The organism is Candidatus Paracaedimonas acanthamoebae (assembly GCA_017307065.1).
Classification (GTDB): domain Bacteria; phylum Pseudomonadota; class Alphaproteobacteria; order Caedimonadales; family Caedimonadaceae; genus Paracaedimonas; species Paracaedimonas acanthamoebae_A.
Window position 1 is genome coordinate 18,961 of record JAFKGL010000022.1, and the last position, 18,552, is coordinate 37,512.

At 39.8% G+C, this 18,552-nt stretch carries 20 protein-coding genes; 4 read left to right on the forward strand and 16 right to left on the reverse strand.

Going from position 1 to position 18,552, the window contains the following annotated elements:
• Position 1: 1 nt before the first annotated feature.
• The 14 genes from J0H12_05635 to J0H12_05700 all read right to left on the reverse strand — a co-directional run bounded on the left by J0H12_05635 (position 2) and on the right by J0H12_05700 (position 11,547).
• Positions 2-325 carry a BolA family transcriptional regulator gene (locus J0H12_05635; protein MBN9413385.1) on the reverse strand — a complete coding sequence of 108 codons (324 nt, stop codon included), beginning with the start codon at positions 323-325 and terminating at the stop codon, positions 2-4.
• Between the two features lie 3 nt (positions 326-328).
• Entirely contained in the window at positions 329-1,597 is a 1,269-nt protein-coding gene (locus tag J0H12_05640; GenBank protein ID MBN9413386.1) for an HlyC/CorC family transporter, read from the reverse strand.
• A 33-nt stretch (positions 1,598-1,630) separates the two neighbouring features.
• On the reverse strand, positions 1,631-2,506 hold the full coding sequence (locus J0H12_05645) for a TIGR01459 family HAD-type hydrolase (GenBank protein ID MBN9413387.1): 876 nt from the start codon (positions 2,504-2,506) through the stop codon (positions 1,631-1,633).
• Between the two features lie 3 nt (positions 2,507-2,509).
• Complete coding sequence (gene secF / locus J0H12_05650) at positions 2,510-3,427, reverse strand: protein translocase subunit SecF (protein MBN9413388.1); 918 nt, start codon at positions 3,425-3,427, stop codon at positions 2,510-2,512.
• Positions 3,428-3,441: 14 nt separating this feature from the next.
• Positions 3,442-5,022: a protein translocase subunit SecD gene (gene secD, locus J0H12_05655; protein MBN9413389.1), complete on the reverse strand. Its 1,581-nt coding sequence runs from the start codon at positions 5,020-5,022 to the stop codon at positions 3,442-3,444.
• A gap of 9 nt (positions 5,023-5,031) precedes the next feature.
• Positions 5,032-5,493, reverse strand: coding sequence for a preprotein translocase subunit YajC (yajC, locus tag J0H12_05660; protein MBN9413390.1), 462 nt, complete (start codon positions 5,491-5,493; stop codon positions 5,032-5,034).
• 79 nt (positions 5,494-5,572) lie between these two features.
• Positions 5,573-6,691, reverse strand: a complete 1,119-nt coding sequence (locus J0H12_05665) for a M23 family metallopeptidase (protein MBN9413391.1) — start codon at positions 6,689-6,691, stop codon at positions 5,573-5,575.
• A 1-nt stretch (position 6,692) separates the two neighbouring features.
• A complete protein-coding gene (surE, locus tag J0H12_05670; GenBank protein MBN9413392.1) occupies positions 6,693-7,472 on the reverse strand; it encodes a 5'/3'-nucleotidase SurE in 780 nt (259 codons plus the stop codon).
• A complete protein-coding gene (gene serS, locus J0H12_05675) occupies positions 7,469-8,752 on the reverse strand; it encodes a serine--tRNA ligase (protein MBN9413393.1) in 1,284 nt (427 codons plus the stop codon). The genes surE and serS overlap by 4 nt, the downstream gene beginning before the upstream one ends.
• A complete protein-coding gene (gene tatC, locus J0H12_05680; GenBank protein ID MBN9413394.1) occupies positions 8,745-9,500 on the reverse strand; it encodes a twin-arginine translocase subunit TatC in 756 nt (251 codons plus the stop codon). The genes serS and tatC overlap by 8 nt, the downstream gene beginning before the upstream one ends.
• Positions 9,493-9,771, reverse strand: a complete 279-nt coding sequence (locus J0H12_05685) for a hypothetical protein (GenBank protein MBN9413395.1) — start codon at positions 9,769-9,771, stop codon at positions 9,493-9,495. Before J0H12_05685 ends, tatC begins: the two co-directional genes overlap by 8 nt.
• Before the next feature lie 10 nt (positions 9,772-9,781).
• Positions 9,782-9,994, reverse strand: coding sequence for a Sec-independent protein translocase subunit TatA (locus J0H12_05690; GenBank protein MBN9413396.1), 213 nt, complete (start codon positions 9,992-9,994; stop codon positions 9,782-9,784).
• A 16-nt stretch (positions 9,995-10,010) separates the two neighbouring features.
• Positions 10,011-10,679, reverse strand: a complete 669-nt coding sequence (locus J0H12_05695) for a site-2 protease family protein (protein ID MBN9413397.1) — start codon at positions 10,677-10,679, stop codon at positions 10,011-10,013.
• 10 nt (positions 10,680-10,689) lie between these two features.
• Positions 10,690-11,547, reverse strand: coding sequence for an SPOR domain-containing protein (locus J0H12_05700; GenBank protein ID MBN9413398.1), 858 nt, complete (start codon positions 11,545-11,547; stop codon positions 10,690-10,692).
• 109 nt (positions 11,548-11,656) lie between these two features.
• Here J0H12_05700 and J0H12_05705 point away from each other — a divergent pair, with 109 nt between their 5' ends.
• The 3 genes from J0H12_05705 to acnA all read left to right on the forward strand — a co-directional run bounded on the left by J0H12_05705 (position 11,657) and on the right by acnA (position 15,569).
• The gene (locus J0H12_05705; GenBank protein MBN9413399.1) at positions 11,657-12,040 is read left to right on the forward strand and encodes an iron-sulfur cluster assembly accessory protein; all 384 of its coding nucleotides are present in this window, start codon (positions 11,657-11,659) and stop codon (positions 12,038-12,040) included.
• Complete coding sequence (gene xth / locus J0H12_05710; protein ID MBN9413400.1) at positions 12,041-12,823, forward strand: exodeoxyribonuclease III; 783 nt, start codon at positions 12,041-12,043, stop codon at positions 12,821-12,823.
• Positions 12,824-12,890: 67 nt separating this feature from the next.
• The gene (acnA, locus tag J0H12_05715) at positions 12,891-15,569 is read left to right on the forward strand and encodes an aconitate hydratase AcnA (protein ID MBN9413401.1); all 2,679 of its coding nucleotides are present in this window, start codon (positions 12,891-12,893) and stop codon (positions 15,567-15,569) included.
• 36 nt (positions 15,570-15,605) lie between these two features.
• Here acnA and J0H12_05720 read toward each other — a convergent pair whose 3' ends face one another.
• Positions 15,606-16,607 carry a DMT family transporter gene (locus J0H12_05720; protein MBN9413402.1) on the reverse strand — a complete coding sequence of 334 codons (1,002 nt, stop codon included), beginning with the start codon at positions 16,605-16,607 and terminating at the stop codon, positions 15,606-15,608.
• 110 nt (positions 16,608-16,717) lie between these two features.
• Here J0H12_05720 and J0H12_05725 point away from each other — a divergent pair, with 110 nt between their 5' ends.
• On the forward strand, positions 16,718-17,734 hold the full coding sequence (locus J0H12_05725) for an LD-carboxypeptidase (protein ID MBN9413403.1): 1,017 nt from the start codon (positions 16,718-16,720) through the stop codon (positions 17,732-17,734).
• 36 nt (positions 17,735-17,770) lie between these two features.
• On the opposite strand, the gene J0H12_05730 is transcribed toward J0H12_05725, so the two are convergent.
• Entirely contained in the window at positions 17,771-18,430 is a 660-nt protein-coding gene (locus tag J0H12_05730; protein ID MBN9413404.1) for a queuosine precursor transporter, read from the reverse strand.
• Between the last annotated feature and the right edge of the window lie 122 nt (positions 18,431-18,552).

Below are 18,552 nucleotides of genomic sequence, written 5' to 3' on the forward strand. Positions count from 1 at the left end.
TTTAAGTATGAAGAGGAAAATCAGACAATGCAACTTTCGTTTTGGGGAATTTCTGATATTCATTTGGTGTGAATGCTTTAATTGAAAGGGCATGGAGATGAGCTTTAAAATCTTGTTCAAAAAGACTCATAATGCAACGATGTCTCTCTATTCGATTCATGGATTGAAAAATTTCTGAGACGATTAGTATTCTAAAGTGCGTTTCTTTAGTGTGGGGTGTATTCAGATGATTTTTATGTTTATCTGTCTCATCAATTATTTCGAGATGTTCAGGATTGAATTCCTTTGATAATAGATGTTGTAATTTATCACGCAATGAGTTCATTATTTATTCCGTCATTGGCGGTGTAATCTTTAAAAGAGTAATTTGATTACGCACTCTTTTGAGAATACTAAATTGGAACCCGTGTATTAAGAAAGTTTGCCCAATTTTAGGAATAACACGCGATTCATGAAGAACAAGGCCTGCAATGGTTGAGGCTTCTTCGTCAGGAAGAGTCCACTCAAATTTGCGATTTAAATCACGAATAGTTATTGTTCCCACGGACATAATAGTGCCATCCCGTCGTATTGACACGCCTTCAAGCGGAAGATCGTGTTCATCGCTAATTTCGCCTACAATTTCTTCAAGAATATCTTCGAGAGTAACGACTCCCATCAGCGCGCCATATTCATCAACAACAAGAGCAAAGTGTTCTTGCCGTAACCTAAAAGCTTGGAGCTGTTCTCTCAGCGTTGTTGATTCTGGGATAAACCATGGCTTTGTTGCAATTGAGAGAATATTTAATTTTTCAAGAGGTGTTTTTTGAATAGCTTTTAGCAAAGCTTTTGCATGCAAAATACCCACGATATTGTCTTTATTGTCTTTCCATAAAGGAATACGTGTATAGGGGCTTGAGATCACTTGATGAATAATTTCTTTCACAGAAAGATCTGCGTTAATCATCATAGCGTTCTTGCGATGAACCATGATCTCACCAACTTCAACATCTCCAAGGTCAAGTATACTGTGAAGCATAGCCCGTTCTTCGGCAGATTCTTCCTCTCCAGGATAGCCATGCAAGTCAATAGCTCCACGCAATTCTTCTAATGAGCTTGTTGCCCGAGCATTTGGATCAGTTTTGATGCCAATCATTCTTAAGGTACCACGCGCTATCAAATGCATGAAGAATGTAAGGGGCGTTGTGAGCTTGATGATAACTTGTAGAGGACGAGCTAAATGAATAGCTGTTGTTTCTGCATAAGCAATAGCAATGATTTTGGGCATGACTTCTGCATAAATAACAATCAAAGAAGTCATCACAATGGGAGCATAGACAAGGCCAGCATCGCCTAAGAGAAGAACGAGAACGACAGTTGATATTGAGTTGGCGAGGTTATTAACTAATTGATTGCATAAAAGGATTGCGCCAATAAGTTTTTCAATTGATTGTCGTAGAGTTTTTACTAATTGAGCGCGCTTATCGCCAAGTTTTGCTAAGCGATGAAGCTTTGCTTTAGAAGCAGCAATGAAAGCTGTTTCTGCTGCAGAAAAAATTGCAGAAAGAATCGTGAGGACCAAAATTACAGGAATTGCAACAGTTAGAGAAATAGTCATTTTTTTAGTATATGTTTGAGTTGTTAATTAATTTTACCATACAAGCTTATCCATAAGAAAGGTTGGTTGGAACGAGTTTCTTTTTAAAGCTTGGGAAATTTGCATTTCATTAAGATCTAGAGAAGAGTCCAAGGGTAAACCTAATTCATCACAAGTATAGGAACTTATAGTAAGTAAAGAATCTAACCCTAAATTAATAGCACCCTGAATGTCAATTGCCAGAGAATCACCGATAACAAGAAGGGATTTTTTATCTACAGGACCAATTTCTTTTAAAAAATGAGTGTAGATCGAAGGATAAGGTTTCCCATGATAATAAACCTCTCCACCTAATTTCTCATACATTCTCCCTATTGCTCCAGGGCACAAAAATTTTTCATTTTCTTCGTAAGTGTATAAATTAGAATTGACACAAATCATTTTTAAAGAGAGTTTAGCTGCTTCTTCTAGAGAGGGATAATATTCTTCTGGATCATTATGCCATTCATCTCTTCCCATAACGAGAATGAAATCTGCCTCTTTGAGCTGTCTCACGGTATGAATGGTAAGACCATAAAGGATCGTTTGATCTTGAGGTGAACCTATAAAATAACAATAATTACCAAGAGCGCTGTGCCAAGGGTCAGGCTTTTGAGATAAATGTTGATACATTTCTTCGCCGGCTGTCAGAAGATGTTGATAAAAGTGAGGCTTAATACCTTTTTGAGCAAGAAATTCTCTAGTAATATCAAGGCGTTGAGTCTGATTCGTTAAAAGAGTGATCCCCTTTTTTTCTTCTTGTAAAGAACGCAAAACTTCTAAGGCTTCTGGAAAGATGTTTTTTCCTGAATAAAGAACACCTTCAATTCCTAAGATAAAGGTCTGATACCGAGAGACTAAATCCCTCAGTTGAGAAATAATCTCAATCATGTGTTAAGCTATAACTTCCTTTTCTTTCATCGTCTTACGGATGTCAAAGAACAATAATAAATTAGCTGAAACGAAGATTGACGAATAACTTCCAAAAACAATTCCAATTAAAATAGGAAGACTGAAAGAGGAAATTTCTGAACCTCCAAAAAGATATAACGCGAGGAGAGAAATAGCTGTCGTTGCAACAGTGATAATCGTTCGAGAGAGCGTTTCATTCGTCGATTGATTAATCAGTTCTTCAATGGGCATTTTTTTGTACTTACGTAAATTATCCCGAATTCGATCATAAATAACGACAGAATCATTAATAGAATAGCCAATTGTTGTTAAAATCGCAATAAAAGCCGTTTCTTTGAACTCATGTCCCGTTAATGAATAAAAACCAAGGACAACAATAACATCATGCGCAAGAGCAAGAATACCACAAAGGCCGAAATGCCATTCAAAACGGACCCAAATATAAAGAAGCATGCCAATCAGAGCAAATCCTAAAGCCCAAAGACCATTCTCAACTAAGTCACTGCTAACTTTTCCACCGACGGTTTCAACACGACGATATTCAAGCTCATTTCCAAGTTGTTTTTTAATTTTTTGGAGGGCAACAGCTTGAGTTTTTTCGCCTCCAGGTTGTTTTTCAATTCTAATCATGATATCGCGATCAGACCCAAATTCTTGCAACTTGACTTCCCCTAATTTTAGGGTTTCAAGTTGTGTTCGCATGCTTGCAATGTCGGCTTTATCTTTCGTCCGAACTTCGAGAAGAAAGCCTCCTTTAAAATCAATACCATAATTGAGGCCTTTGAAAGCAAGACTCCAACCACAAAGCAAAATAATAGCAATAGAGATGGAATAAACATAACGTCGAATGCCAACGAAATTAATATTCGTATCATAAGGAATAAGTTGTAAGCCACGCATGAAAGCCTCTTTAATTAAATAGGAAGTTTGGTTGGTTTAGACCAATTAACCCAATACGTAACAAAAATACGGGTAAGTGTGGTTGCGGTAAACATGGAAATTAAAATACCAATCGCAAGAGTGATCCCAAAACCTTTGACAGGCCCTGTTCCAAAAAAGAAGAGAGCTAGTGCGCCAATAAGGGTTGTAAGGTTAGAGTCAAGAATAGTATTCATCGCTTGACGGTAACCCACATCAATGGCAGATAACATTTTTCGACCATGCCTCAATTCTTCTTTAATGCGTTCATTGATAAGCACATTCGCATCTACCGCCATTCCCATTGTAAGAGCAATACCTGCGATTCCTGGTAAAGTGAGAGTGGCACCAATAAGGGAAAGAATAGCAACAGTTAAGATGAGATTGAATAACATCGCAACATTTGCAAAGAGCCCAAAAAGCGAATAAGCAATCAACATAAAAACAGCCACCATAGCAACTGAAAGTAAGGTTGCATATTTTCCTGAGGCAATAGAATCAGCCCCAAGATCTGGTCCTACCGTTCGCTCTTCAAGAACAATAAGAGGAGCCACCAAAGCACCTGCCCGCATTAAAAGAGCTAAATCATTGGCTTCTTGAACAGTAAATTTTCCTGTAATCACACCACTTCCGCCGGTAATTGGTGTTTGGATTGTTGGTGCACTTATCACTTTTCCATCAAGAACAATGGCAAGTTGTCGCTGGATATTTTTACTTGTTATATCTCCAAATTTTTTGGCCCCTAAATTATCAAAGCGAAATGACACTTGGGGACGATGGTATTCATCGAAACTTACTCCGGCATCCACAAGGCTTTCGCCGCCGAGGAGGTTTCCTTTGCGTACAACATAAAAGATTTTTCTTCCGTCTTGACGAACGTCATCACTTGGCAAAATTTCTGCACCAGGAGGAGGGGTATCTTCTAAATTAGACGTATAAGGATGCTCATCATGAAGAAGTCGGAACGTCATTTTTGCGGTTTTTCCAAGCAAGTTTTTAACGCGTCCAGGATCAGAAAGGCCAGGGATTTGGATCAAGATACGATCGTCCCCTTGACGTTGAATGCTTGGCTCTTTTGTACCGAGTTCATCAATACGTCGACGTACAATCTCGATAGATTGCTCGACAATACTGCGCTGACGTTCGTCAATTGAAGTCTTTGTAAATGTAACTTTGCAAATTTTTTCTTTTACGTCGACTTCAAGTTCAGGATCCATCTTTTTGACAATAGCATTTATTCTGTCGGCTTGATTTTGATCTCGCAATTGGAAAGTAATGAAGTCTTCTGTCGAATCTAAAGAAAGATCTAGATATCCAACTTTTTCTGCTCGAAGGGCTTTTCTTAAGGTATCGAGGATAAATGAAAGGCGTTCTTTTAGACCAGCCTTAACATCGACTTCAAGTAATAGATGAGATCCTCCTTGCAAGTCTAACCCTAAGTTTACGCGTTCATGAGGAACCCAAGATGGAACTTTTTTAAGCGTTTCTTCACTCACAAAGTTAGGAAAAGCATAAACAAGACCAAACACACATAAAATCAACGAAGTAAGAACTTTCCATCGAGCAAAAGTTAGCATTTATAGAGCCTATTTCTTAGTCTTTTTTTCCACAGTTTTTTTAGGAGTAGCTTTTGGCTTATTGTTTTTTAATGTCGCTACGGTTGGTTTTTTTGCTTTGACAGGTGCCTCAGTTTTCGGAGCTTCTTTATTGATTAAAGGCTGCGGTTTTGTGAGCACATGTGTAATCATCGAACGAATAACACGGACATTAACTTGAGTTGCGATTTCCACGACAACTTCATTGTCATTTTCAATTTTTGTAATTGTTCCAATGAGACCCCCTGAAGTGACGATTTGATCACCTCGACGTAAAGCAGTCAACATTTCACGATGTTCTTTTGCTTTCTTTGTTTGTGGGCGGATAACAATAAAATATAAGGCTGCAAAAAGCACAACCAAGGGAGCAAAGCTCATAAAATCTAGGCCTTGAGCGGCGCCAGGAGCTGCTTGAGCATAAGCTTCTGGAAAAATAATATTTAATAAATACATTCATTTCATCCTTAATTAAGTTCGGTAACAAGAACACACTTTAGCGATAAATTAGAAAAAGGGCAAATCCGTTATTATTTTATTCTAAATAAAGTTGTGGATTAACCACTTTTCCATTTTTTTGCATATTGCGTAATTCAAAATGAAGTTGGGGTTCATTAACACTCCCGGTATTTCCTACAAGCGCGATGGATTGTCCTTTTTGAACTTTTGCACCGCGTTCCACAAGAAGTTTTGCGGCATGGCCATAAGAGCTCATCCAACCCCCAGGATGCTTAAGCAAAATGAGGTTGCCAAATCCTTGCATTTCATTTCCTGCGTACACCACGGTACCTTCTTCAATAGCAAGAATGGGGGTGCCTTTTGGAGCCGCAATATTGATCCCATCATTTTGTAAAGTTCCTTCTCCTGGTCCAAAGCTGGAGATAATTTTGCCTTTGACGGGCCAAGAAAATTTAGGCGTAGAGTTCTTTGAAGGGGATTTTTTAGGATGAGGGGCTGCCTCTTCTTGAATAGTAAGTGTTTCTTCAATTTGAGAAGGCAGCGTTGGGTCAACTTGTGTCAGATCTTCTTCAGGCACGAAAGGTTGTTCTATCTCAATGGGGGCTTTCTTTTTTTTGGCTTTATCGGAAGTCAAGAGGAGAGAGTGCGTGCGTTCTTGCTCTATTTCTTCATGATTTTCTTGGGTCATTGCTTTCTTTTCGCGTTGAAGTGACGCGAGGAGGTCTTGCTCTGCTTCTGTTAATTTCCTTTTTGGTTTTGAAACCGGAAGAATGGTTGAAGTTGACTTCAAATCATTGTTTGTCTCTTCCTCGAGTTCTTCTTGAGAGGATGGTTCTTCAATTACAGAAAAAGATTCATTTACAGGCGCATCTTCTGTCAGACGTAACTGTTGCCCTGGTTTTAAAGTATAAGGTTCTTTCAAATTATTTAAGGCGATGAGTTGATAAGCAGCCACCCCTGTTTTTTTTGCAATGGTCACCAGGGTTTCATTTTCTTCTACTCTAATAGTGTTAGATTTTAAATCAAGCTGAGGTGAGGTTCTGAGTTTAGGAGTCAAAGAAGGGGAAGATTGTAAATTTGAAGAGGGAACAGGTGTGCGTCCATAACTCACAGGAGCAGGCGGCCCTTTGCGAGAGGCGCAACTGGTCAAAAGAAGAACAAAAAGAAGCAGTAAAGAAGAATTAATTTTTTTCATGTTATAGAAAGGCAAGCTTTAAGGTTTCAAGAGTTGAAGAATGCGTTAAATCCAAGTGAAGCGGCGTGATCGAAATAGCTCCTTCTTGAATAGCTTCTAAGTCAGTATCGATTTCTGTAGGGCTGTTGTCCCGTATCGTTGCGCCAATCCAGAAAAAAGGTCTTCCTCGTGGATCTTTCCATTCAAAAATGGAGTCATTAATATTGCGAAGCCCTTGTTTTACGATGCGAACACCTTTGATTTTTTCTAAGGAAATATCAGGGAAGTTAATATTTAATAAGACATCAGGTGACCATGTCTGCGTGAGGAGTCTTTTAATAACTTCAGGCGCAAAGTGTTGTGCGGGTTCGTAAGAAAAATTAGTATGATCTGAAATTTCTTGGCTTAGAGCAATCGCAGGGATGCCAAAAAGTGTGGCTTCCATGGCGGCAGCAACTGTCCCAGAATAAGTTACATCTTCTCCCAGGTTGCTTCCATGATTAACACCAGATAACATAAGATCAGGCGCGCGATCTGTTAGGAGTTTATTGAGCGCAATCATCACACAATCTGTGGGCGTTCCGTCGACGGAAAATGTTTTTTCGCCTAATTTGCGTGTTCTTAAGGGGCGCCCCAAAGTTAATGAATGAGCAGCCCCACTTTGTTCAGATTCAGGCGCAACAACCCAAATGTCATCGGTTAAAGTGCGCGCGATTTTTTCTAAAACCTTAAGTCCTGGCGCATGAATACCATCATCATTTGAGAGAAGAATTCTAAGAGGTTGATCTGTTCGTTTAATCATAAGGATATTTTCTCTTGATTATTCATATAAGGGCGTAAGGCTTCAGGTATAAGGATTGAACCATCTGCTTGTTGATAATTTTCTAAAATAGCAATTAACGCGCGTCCAACAGCGACGCCGGAACCATTAAGGGTGTGAACTAATTCCACAGATTTTTTTGTGGTTGAAGTGGCGATTGGGCGATAGCGAGCATGCATGCGTCTTGCTTGATAATCTCCACAGTTAGAACAGCTTGAGATTTCGCGATAACAATTTTCACCTGGAAGCCATACTTCTAAGTCATATGTTTTATGAGGGCTTAACCCTGTGTCGCCTGCACATAACATCATGACGCGATAGGGCAAATGTAGTCGTTTAAGGACTTCTTCTGCACATTTAGTCATTCGTTCGTGTTCTTCTTTTGATTTCTCTGGAGAAGTAATACTAACGAGCTCCACTTTATAGAATTGGTGTTGACGAATCATGCCGCGCGTGTCTTTTCCTGCTGCGCCGGCTTCTGATCTGAAACAAGGCGTATAAGCCGCATAGCGAAGCGGTAAAGTGGATTCTTCAAGAATTTCTTCGCGAATCAAATTAGTTAATGAAACTTCAGAAGTGGGAATAAGCCAAAGGCCATCCGTTGTTAAAAATTGCTCATCTCGCATTTTTGGAAGTTGGGCTGTTCCAAATAAGGCTTCATCACGGACTAAAAGAGGGGGAGAGACTTCTTCATACCCATGTTCTGTGCGATGAAGGTCTAGCATAAATTGCCCTAGAGCTCGTTCGAGACGGGCAAGATCTCCTTTCAGAACAACAAAGCGGGCTCCTGATATTTTTGCAGCCGTCTTGAAATCCATTAAGCCTAAAGCTTCTCCGATCTCAAAGTGACGTTTGGGTGAAAAACTAAAAGAAGGGAGCGAACCCCATTGACGGATCATGACGTTATCAGACTCATCTTTTCCTTCAGGAACTTCGTCAAAAAGGATATTGGGAATCATACCAAGCGTATTGATAAGTTTCAGGGCAACTTCTTGCTCTTGATGCTCTAGTTGGGGAAGAAGCTCTTTAATTTTGTTAGCCCGTGAGATTTTATCTGTGGGTTCAAGGCCTTGTTGTTTGGCTTCACCAATTGCTCGCGCTAAAGTATTTCTTTCATTTTGCAATTCTTGGATTTGTGTTTGGTAAGTTCTACGTTCACTATCCAGCGCCAATACTTGCGGGGAAAGAGGTTGGGCTCCGCGTCGTTGAAGAGCTTTGTCAAAATTTTCTGGATTTTCACGAATCCATTTTATATCAAGCATGTGATCCTCGTTTTTCAAAGAAATATACACAAAAAATAGATGTTTCATACAAGAAGTAAAGAGGGAAAGCTAGACCAATCATTGAAAGGACATCAGGAGGGGTCACAATCGCTGCAACGATGAGGATTAATAAAAAAGCATATTTTCTTTTAGTGGCTAATGCTTGAGAGGTAATAATGCCAATTCGACCCAAAAGAATTAAAAGTACAGGAAGTAAAAAACTTGTTCCAAACGCCAAAATAAGCTGCATGACAATCGCAAGATATTCGCTAACTCGCGCTTCTAATTGGATAGGAAGAATATGGCTGGCTTTTGTTTCTTCAAAAGCAAGGAAAAATTTCCAGGCAGGGGGAATGATAAAATAATAAGCAAAGGTAGCTCCAAGGCCAAAAAATAAAGGTGTTGAGATTAAAAAAGGGAGAAGAACTTTTTTTTCAACAGGAAATAGGCCTGGAGAGATAAAAAGCCATACTTGAATAGCGAAAAAAGGAAGAGTAATGAATGTTGCCGTAAAAAGAGCTACTTTCAAATATGTCATAAAAGCTTCGGCAAGGCCGGTATAGATAAGGCGGCGCCCCATTTTTCCTTCAAGAACATTTGCAAGTGGTTTTACAAGAAGGGCAAAAATCTCATCGGAAAAATGATAACTCACCATAAATGCAATGAGAAAGCCTCCTAAGACGTAGATAAGCCTACGACGAAGTTCAAGAAGATGATCGACAAGAGGGGCGGAGATGGTCTCACTCATCTTTTTCTTTTCTCGCCGTTTTTTTCTTTGAAGTTTTTATTTTTGAACTTGTTTTTAGATGTTTTTTGTTCTGGGTTTCGACATATTCATCAAAAATGCCTTCGTCAACATATTCATCCAAACCTTGGCCTAATTGCTGACTAAAATGGCGAATTTTTTGAAGCCATCGCCCACATTGATAAAGTACCCGAGGAAGTTCTTTTGGGCCTATCAAAATGAGCGCTGCGATCAAAATAATTAATATTTCGCTCAGGGCGCCAAATTCAAACATTTAATAGTTTCTAGCTCTTCTTTTTAGGTTTTTTAGAAGTTGGTTTAGAAAGTTTTTTAGAGGCAACAGCTTTTTTAGGGGCTGGCTCCTCTTCATGAAGACCTTTTTTGAAAGCCTTAAGTCCTTTTGCAAAATCAGACATAAGTTGAGGCAATTTTCCTGCGCCAAAAATAAGAAAAGCAACTAAAATAAGTAATAAAATGTGACTTGTACTTAAACCCATCTAAATTTCCTTCATATTATCTCGTGATAAATTCAATACCTTTGAGTAATCCATCAATAGGGCCCTCTAGAAGCCACATCATGGGGCTAAAATGAATCCCTAAAGAGGTCAGGACTAAAGGTAAAATCATAAGGCCACCAATTAATATAGCCATGCTCCACCTCTCAAGTCCAGAAATCTGTTGAGCAAGTCGCTGAGGCAAGAGAGCAACGACAATGCGTCCTCCATCAAGAGGTAGGATGGGGAGTAAATTAAAAGCGGCAAGTATGACATTTATGTAAAGAGATGTTTTCATCATCTCGATTAAATAAAAGGAGGAGTCAGTCGTTAAATTCTTAAGAATAAAAGCTGAAAGGATGGCAAGAAGTATATTTGTTAGAGGGCCTGCGGCAGCGACCCAAATTGTATCCAGTCGTGGATTTTTAAGCCGCTCGAAAACGACAGGGACAGGTTTAGCATAACCGAATAAAAAAGGAGCTTGGCTTAAAAGAAGGATACCTGGAATTAAGAGAGTTCCTACAGGATCAATATGTCTGATGGGGTTAAAACTTACACGTCCCAACCGATAAGCCGTGTCATCTCCTCTTAAGTAAGCAACAAAACCATGGGCAGCTTCATGAAAAGTAATCGCAATCATGACAGGGAGTCCTATCATGAGGATTTTAAAGAATAATTCACTTAACATGTTTTTATCCTCACCTTTTTTTGACGCGACAGCCGAGTGTAATATTGTGTTTAGCACTAACCTTTTTTAGCTCTTGGCAAAGATTTTGAGCTTCTTTTTTTGTAAAAGAGCCAGCGATGAGTCGGATCCTGACGCCTGTGTCATTTCCTAAATCAACTTTTTTAAATTCAGGTTTAAGGGCCTGAAGATAAGATTTAAGAACTTGTCGTGAACTTAAACGTTTCCATTCTAACTTTGCTTGTTCTTCAGTTTTAAGGGTGCCTAATTGTAAACAGTAACGTTCTTGAGAAGGGGTATTTTTCTCCGGCGACGTTTTTACATGGGATCCTGAGATGGCAACATTGGCAGATTTAGCTCCTTCTAAGTCAGTTTCTTTTGCAAGATCATTTGATATTTCTTTTGGATCTTTCGTTGTTTGAATGACAGAAACATCTGACTTACTTTTGGTTGCTTTAGAGTCGGGTAAAGTTATTTCCGTTTTTTCTTCTAAAAATTCCCCTATGAACTCTTCAGGCAAGCTTAAAGGGCGTGCAATTGGTTCCTCGGGGCCACCCAGTAAATTTTCAACTCTTTGTGGTTCTTTGGTATCCGAAAGTTTTTGATAGATTGTTTTATCTTCATGCGTATCTTTGGGATTTGTCGTAGGCCGTATTTTGGTGGGACCTTCTAAGGGTTTGATAACAGGAATCAGGCCCGCTGGTGTATGGTCGGCCCCTGGGTTTGAAAGCTGCCAAAGGCCCAGTAAAATACCTAAAATCATGCACAAACAGATCCCATACCGTAAAAGAGGGTTTGAGAGAAAGACTTTAAAAGTTATCGTTGATTTATCTTGAGAATAACGTTCTTGATCCCATTTGCTTTGTTGCATTAACCTATCTCCTTTGACGGATAAAGAAATTCATTTTATTTTTATTTTACTTTGCTTCTGTTATGTATAGTAAAAAAAAAGCTGTGTCAAAAATCACCTAGGAAATTTTATGTCTGAGATTCTTTCTCCTATTGCCTTAAAAACCAATTCCTTAATAGAAGGAGCAGGTTTTTTTATGTCTTCACAAGCCGAAAATCAAATTTTGACGCTTCTGAAGGATGATAAAAAACAGCAGAGATTGCGCGTCACTGTCAATAGTGGAGGCTGTTATGGTTTCCAATATATTTTGAATTTCGAGGAAGGGCACTCAGAAGAAGATCTCATTTTTTCATCCCCTCAAGAGGTTGAAATTATTATGGATAAAATGACGTATGAAATTCTTCAAGGTTCAACCATTGATTATGTTGACGAACTTATTGGAGCGGCTTTTGTGCTCAAGAATCCCAATGCGACATCATCTTGTGGGTGTGGAAATTCATTTTCGGTGATTTAAATGAAGATTGTAACATGGAATGTTAACTCTATTAAGGCGCGTCTTCCGATTGTCGTGAATTGGCTTCGCGACAACGCCCCTGATATTGTTTTACTTCAAGAAATTAAGTGTGAAAATGCGGCTTTCCCGTCAGAGGTTTTTGAAGATCTGGGTTATAACATCGCGCTACATGGTCAGAAAACCTATCACGGTGTGGCTATTTTATCCAAATTACCAATTGAAGATGTTGTCCGGGGATTACCGGATTTTGAAGACCCTCAATCGCGTTATATTGAGGCTTTAATAGGCTCTGTCCGCGTGGCTTCCATTTACGTCCCAAATGGCCAGGAAGTTGGATCTGATAAATTTTATTATAAGTTAAATTTTTATCAAAAACTTAAAGAACACATAGAAAATTCCCTCAAAACAAAAGAAATTTCTGTTTGGGGAGGTGATTATAATGTGGCTCCTTTTCTGGCGGATGGTTATCATGAAGATGCTTTTAAGGGAGAGCGAATTTTAACAAGTGAGAAAGAGCGTGAAGCTTTTCGGGAGCTTTTATGGTTAGGGCTCACCGATGCGATTCGTGTTCACTATTCAGAACAATCGCCTCAAGGGCAACATCTTTTTAGCTGGTGGGATTATCGGGCCAGTTCATGGACCCACAATAAAGGATTTCGAATAGATCACCTTTTGCTTTCCCCGCAAGCAGCAGATCGACTGGAATCATCAGGAATTGCTTCTGAAACACGCGCTCTTGAGAAAGCCTCTGACCATGCTCCCGTATGGATAAAACTACGTTAATCTATGGCTATTCGAGTTCTTAAGGCTGTGATAAAGTTGTTTTAATAAGTTAAAACAGGGGGATGGAATGACAAAATTGGGTCTCGATTCATTAGGAACAAAGAAAAAAATAATATGTGATCAAACGGCTTACAATTATTTTAGTCTTCAAGAAGCACAAAAACATTTTTCTGGCTTGGAACGGTTACCTTATTCTTTAAAAATTCTTTTAGAAAATATTCTTCGTTTTGAAAATGGTCGGACGATTCGAATTGATGATATAAAAGCATTTCACATGTGGTTACAGAATAAAACATCCACTGATGAAATCGCTTTTCAACCAGCCCGTGTTTTGATGCAAGACTTTACAGGTGTGCCCGCAATCGTAGACCTTGCTGCGATGCGGGAAGCCTTTAAAGAGTTTGGAGGCAATCCTCAAAAAATTAATCCGTTAGTTCCCGTGGATCTTGTGATTGATCATTCTGTGATGGTTGATTCGTATGCTAAAAAAAGTGCTTTTCAAGAAAATGTGAGCCTTGAGTATCATCGAAATAAAGAGAGATATTCGTTTTTGCGTTGGGGGCAACAGGCCTTTAACAATTTTCGGGTTGTCCCCCCAGGAACCGGGATTTGCCATCAAGTGAACCTTGAATATCTTGCGCAGGTTGTGTGGAGTGACCGCATAGAGGGGGAATGGTACGCTTATCCTGATACGCTTGTCGGGACGGACAGTCATACAACGATGGTGAATGGTCTTTCTGTCTTGGGATGGGGCGTTGGAGGGATTGAAGCAGAAGCTGCGATGCTAGGACAACCGATTTCAATGCGGATTCCGGATGTTCTTGGCTTTAAGTTGACAGGAAACCTTCCAGAAGGTGCAACCGCAACTGATTTAGTTCTGACAATTACCCATCTTCTTCGCTTGAAAGGAGTGGTTGGGAAATTTGTTGAATTTTATGGAGAAGGGCTTCGAGGACTTTCTCTTGCAGACCGAGCAACAATTGCAAATATGGCGCCTGAATATGGCGCAACCTGCGGTTTTTTTCCGATTGATCAAGAGACGTTAAATTATTTAGCTTTTACGGGGCGTACGGCTGAACGTGTGGGTCTTGTTGAAATGTACGCTAAAGAACAAGGTCTTTGGCATGATCATTCCTATGATCCCGTATATAGTGAAATTATGGAGTTAGATTTGCAGTCTATTGAATCAACCTTGGCAGGCCCCAAAAGGCCCCAAGATAAGTTGGCTCTTTCAAGCGTGAAAAAATCTTTTGAAAATGCATTGCAGATGGAAAATAAAGAAGCAGCTCACGCTTCTGTCGACCTAGAAAATGACCATATTGACCTTGAAGATGGACATGTGGTTATTGCGGCAATAACCAGTTGCACGAATACGTCAAATCCATCTGTGATGTTAGGCGCGGCACTTTTGGCGCAAAAGGCCCTTGAGAAAGGCTTAAAAGTTAAGCCATGGGTTAAAACGTCTTTAGCACCAGGATCTCAGGTGGTGAGTGACTATTTAGAAAAAGCAGGCCTTCAAAAAGTTTTTGAAGAGCTTGGTTTTTATCTCGTGGGATATGGGTGTACGACGTGTATTGGAAATTCAGGTCCCTTGCGACCCGAACTTGCGCAAGCCATCGACAAGAATGACTTAACGGTCGCCAGTGTTTTATCGGGCAACCGTAATTTTGAGGGACGAATTCATCCTCAAGTTAAATTAAGCTATTTGGCGTCACCGCTTCTCGTGGTTGCTTATGCATTAGCGGGAACGGTTAATATTAATTTGGTGGACGATCCTTTGGGGATTGGAGCCGATGGAAAACCAGTTTACTTAAAGGAAATATGGCCTTCGCACGAAGAAATAAGTACCGCCGTCCGTACTTATTTGACGCCTGAGATGTTTCGTGAACGTTACGCAAAAGTATTTGAAGGCGATCAAGCGTGGCAAACATTAGGAGGAGAAGCAAGTTTAACGTATGCTTGGGAAAAAGACAGCACCTATGTTAAACAGCCTCCGTTCTTCGAAAATCTTTCGGACGTTTCAGCCCCTTTACAGGCTATAAAATCAGCTCGTCTTTTGGCGATTTTAGGAGATAGTATTACCACAGATCATATTTCGCCGGCGGGTTCCATCAAAATTGAAAGTCCGGCAGGGCAATATCTCATAAGCAAAGGGATCAAACCTGAAGATTTTAATTCGTATGGAGCTCGACGTGGAAATCACGAAGTAATGATGCGGGGGACTTTTGCCAATATCCGATTAAAAAATGAAATGGTTCCGATGATCACGGGAGGGATGACTCGACATGTTCCTTCAGGCGAGGTGATGTCGATTTATGATGCGGCAATGCGTTATCAAGAAGAGGAAACGCCTCTTATTATTATGGCAGGACGTGAGTATGGATCAGGTTCTTCACGGGATTGGGCTGCGAAAGGCACAAGATTGTTGGGTGTTAAAGCCATTATTGCCGAAAGTTTTGAGCGAATTCATCGATCCAATTTAATCGGCATGGGTGTGCTTCCTCTTGAATTTATGAAAGGTGTGACGCGAAAAACGCTGAATCTTAAGGGGGACGAGATTTTTGATCTGCAAGGATTTGAGCAAGAATTAACCCCAGGAATGAGTGTGAACGGAATCCTTTATCGAGAGAATGGTGAAAAAGAGAGCCTTCACTTAAAATGTCGCATTGATACCCTTGATGAAGTTGAATATTTCAAGCAAGGTGGAATTTTGCATTACGTGCTGCGTCAGTTAAGAAAAAAGTGATTGATTAAAGGAATTCTTTTTAGGTCTTGCTCGCGTTTAAGAAGAAGACTTTTTAAAGGGATTAAATTTTTTCTCTTCATAGCTAAGAAGAATAGAACTGAAAATAATAATTACAGCTCCAATCCAGAGGGATTGAGAAGTGGGGATTTCTGCATAAGCGATGAACCCCACCAATGCACTAAACAATAAACGAGCAAAGCCAAAAGGCGTCAAGAAAACGACTTCAGCAAGTTGATACGCTCTTGCGGTGGAATAATGAGCAGCCATTGAAAAAAGCCCCAGAAGACCAAGCCATACAAATTGGTGAAAGGTCGGCCATGTCCATTCAAACAGAGCCGGAATCAAAGCACACGGTGACATAAAAAATAAAAGGGTTAAGGTCATGACTTTGGGGCTTTCGCCATGAGCCCCTAATTTACGACTGGCAATCTTGGAGATTGCAATGGCAATCGCTGAGAAAAGAGGGAGAAGAACATACCATTGGTAAGTTGCTTGAGAACCCCAAAGAGCTCTATCCGGGCGCAAGATAATAAATGCGCCGATAAACCCAACCCCAATTCCGATTAAACGGATGCGACCAAGCCGTTCATTCAAATATAATTTGGCTCCAATGACGGAAAAAATAGGTCCTGTGAAGCCGAGAGCTACAGCTTCAGCAATCGTCATATGGGCTAACGACATATACCAGAGGACTACACCAAAGACAGCCCCGGCAATTCGAATGGTTTGCAATTGAGGATATTTTGTTTTTAAGCTGTTAAGGCCATCTTTAAGCGTCCAGGGTAAAATAATCAGACAGCCAAAAAAATTCTGCCAAAAAGTGATAACAGCAGAGGGAAGCGGTGAGATTTCTTGGCCGGTCCCGCCCGAAATATATCGGACAACACCATTGATGGAAGCGAAAAAAAAGCAAGCAAGCAATTTCCAGATAACCCCTTGCCATTGGGGATTCAAGCCAGACGGGTAAAAAATTCCTCTAGAAATGGGCGTGATTTTTGTATACTTTGCACCGGAAGGACGACGACGAGGCTGTGCCATAGAATCACCGTTCTATTGTTTTAATGATGGTGATGTAGCATAGTCCTATTCGTTTTCCAAGAAAAACCCCAGTAGAAAAAGAAATATAATAATAAAATATGAGGTTGATAATGTCCTTAAAGTTGATAGCTCTTTTCTTTGTTTTCTTAGCCCAAATTTTCACCGTACACGCCAGTGATGACATAACGTGGGAACCTTTAAAAAAAGGCGATAAAATTCATCTGTTTGCTTCTGGATTTGGGGTCGATGAGGATACCTTAGAGCAGGCTCAAAACATTATTAAAAGTTATGGTTACACTCCTGTTATGCCGGAAGATCTCATTATTCCACAACAGTTTGGTTTTGCAAATACAGAGGAATATCGAGGAAACCATCTGAAGAGATTACTTGAAGATTCCGATGTAAAAGTTCTTTGGGCTGTTCGAGGAGGGCGAGGAACTTCGGCAACATTACCTTATTTAGACAGCTTAAAACCTGAGACTGACTTGAAGCATAAAAGAATTATAGGTTTTAGTGATATCACAGCGCTTCATTTGTGGGCCTTTAATCAAAAGATTTCTTCAATTCATGGCGTAAATTTAACGACCAATAGTGAATGTAGAACGACAGTTAATGGAAAAACATCGGCTTCTTCTGTGATGGAGATACTTTCTGGAGAAATTAAGAAACTAGAATATGATTTAACGCCTGTTAACTCGACCGCTCAAACAAAGACTTCTATTGTTTCAAAAATTGTGGGAGGAAATGTCTCTCTTATTCAAAGAAGTATTGGGACGTCAACTTCCTTACACCCTGAAAATTGTATTTTATTTCTAGAAGAAGTAGGAGAAGATCCCTCACGATTTCTTGAAATCATCACCCAGTTTGAAAGATCCAAGTTATTCAAGGGAGTTCAAGCTATTATTCTAGGTGATTTTAGTGCTGGTCAGCAACCTGAAATTATGCGGTCTTTTTTAAGACTTTTTAGTGAGTGGGGTTCAAGAATGGATAAAATGGAAATCCCTGTTTTTCGCTCATCTCGTTTCGGGCATGGCGAGTTTAATGACCCTCTTCCTTTGAATATGCCGACAACCTTGACGACTCAAGGTAATGAAGGTAATGCAACTTTGGAAATAGAAATAATTTAGTAAAAACAAGTAAGATTCGAAATTTATAGGCTTTTCTTAAGTTTTTGATTCACCGTTCAGGCGATGTCTGATGAGCATGACGCTTACATAAAAAAGTGGTGTACTCAAGAGTGTAAAGAAAAGCTTGTAAGAATAACTATTCATGATAAGAGGACCCAAACGATCAACGGGTAAAATCTTAAAGAAGGCTAACAAGCTGATAACAATCGACGTATCGATCAGCAAAGAAAGGGCGGTGCTGCCATTACTCCGCACCCATAAAAAGCGGTCTTGGGTGAGGCGTCTGATCCATGAATAAACAATGATATCAACTCGTTGTGCTATATAAAAAGCTAAAACAGAGCCTAAAAAGGCAATACTAAACAATCCAAAAACGTTATGAAACGTGGCATTATCAATTTTGGACCACGAAGTCGCTGTGAGGTGGTCAATAAAGATAATAATGACAGCAACGAAGATATTCATCGTCATTGCAATTTTGACGCAAAAATTGGCTCTTTCTTTGCCATAAAATTCTGTAATGAGATCCGTGATTAAAAAAGTTAAAGGGTAAAGAACGGCCCCGGCAGAAAGTTCAAAGGTGTGAAACGGAAATAGCGGAAGAGCCACAAATTTCTGATAAACAAGGTTGCCCACAATAATGATCACTGAGAAAAAGGCACAAAGAAGGGCATAAATTTTGTCTGAAACTAACATGTTGATTTCTAACTTCAGTAAAAAATCTTAATAATTTATCTAAGCTGTTAAAAAGTTAAAAAGCAAGCCTCATAAACGGAGACTCGCGTAAGTCCTCAGCGTTGATTTCGGAAAACCTAACC

What these genes read in the sequence shown, in the direction of transcription:
- J0H12_05635 (MBN9413385.1), bottom strand. Translation starts at nt 325, where the DNA reads ATGAACTCATTGCGTGATAAATTACAACATCTATTATCAAAGGAATTC.
- J0H12_05640 (MBN9413386.1), bottom strand. Translation starts at nt 1,597, where the DNA reads ATGACTATTTCTCTAACTGTTGCAATTCCTGTAATTTTGGTCCTCACG.
- J0H12_05645 (MBN9413387.1), bottom strand. Translation starts at nt 2,506, where the DNA reads ATGATTGAGATTATTTCTCAACTGAGGGATTTAGTCTCTCGGTATCAG.
- secF (MBN9413388.1), bottom strand. Translation starts at nt 3,427, where the DNA reads ATGCGTGGCTTACAACTTATTCCTTATGATACGAATATTAATTTCGTT.
- secD (MBN9413389.1), bottom strand. Translation starts at nt 5,022, where the DNA reads ATGCTAACTTTTGCTCGATGGAAAGTTCTTACTTCGTTGATTTTATGT.
- yajC (MBN9413390.1), bottom strand. Translation starts at nt 5,493, where the DNA reads ATGTATTTATTAAATATTATTTTTCCAGAAGCTTATGCTCAAGCAGCT.
- J0H12_05665 (MBN9413391.1), bottom strand. Translation starts at nt 6,691, where the DNA reads ATGAAAAAAATTAATTCTTCTTTACTGCTTCTTTTTGTTCTTCTTTTG.
- surE (MBN9413392.1), bottom strand. Translation starts at nt 7,472, where the DNA reads ATGATTAAACGAACAGATCAACCTCTTAGAATTCTTCTCTCAAATGAT.
- serS (MBN9413393.1), bottom strand. Translation starts at nt 8,752, where the DNA reads ATGCTTGATATAAAATGGATTCGTGAAAATCCAGAAAATTTTGACAAA.
- tatC (MBN9413394.1), bottom strand. Translation starts at nt 9,500, where the DNA reads ATGAGTGAGACCATCTCCGCCCCTCTTGTCGATCATCTTCTTGAACTT.
- J0H12_05685 (MBN9413395.1), bottom strand. Translation starts at nt 9,771, where the DNA reads ATGTTTGAATTTGGCGCCCTGAGCGAAATATTAATTATTTTGATCGCA.
- J0H12_05690 (MBN9413396.1), bottom strand. Translation starts at nt 9,994, where the DNA reads ATGGGTTTAAGTACAAGTCACATTTTATTACTTATTTTAGTTGCTTTT.
- J0H12_05695 (MBN9413397.1), bottom strand. Translation starts at nt 10,679, where the DNA reads ATGTTAAGTGAATTATTCTTTAAAATCCTCATGATAGGACTCCCTGTC.
- J0H12_05700 (MBN9413398.1), bottom strand. Translation starts at nt 11,547, where the DNA reads ATGCAACAAAGCAAATGGGATCAAGAACGTTATTCTCAAGATAAATCA.
- J0H12_05705 (MBN9413399.1), top strand. Translation starts at nt 11,657, where the DNA reads ATGTCTGAGATTCTTTCTCCTATTGCCTTAAAAACCAATTCCTTAATA.
- xth (MBN9413400.1), top strand. Translation starts at nt 12,041, where the DNA reads ATGAAGATTGTAACATGGAATGTTAACTCTATTAAGGCGCGTCTTCCG.
- acnA (MBN9413401.1), top strand. Translation starts at nt 12,891, where the DNA reads ATGACAAAATTGGGTCTCGATTCATTAGGAACAAAGAAAAAAATAATA.
- J0H12_05720 (MBN9413402.1), bottom strand. Translation starts at nt 16,607, where the DNA reads ATGGCACAGCCTCGTCGTCGTCCTTCCGGTGCAAAGTATACAAAAATC.
- J0H12_05725 (MBN9413403.1), top strand. Translation starts at nt 16,718, where the DNA reads ATGTCCTTAAAGTTGATAGCTCTTTTCTTTGTTTTCTTAGCCCAAATT.
- J0H12_05730 (MBN9413404.1), bottom strand. Translation starts at nt 18,430, where the DNA reads ATGTTAGTTTCAGACAAAATTTATGCCCTTCTTTGTGCCTTTTTCTCA.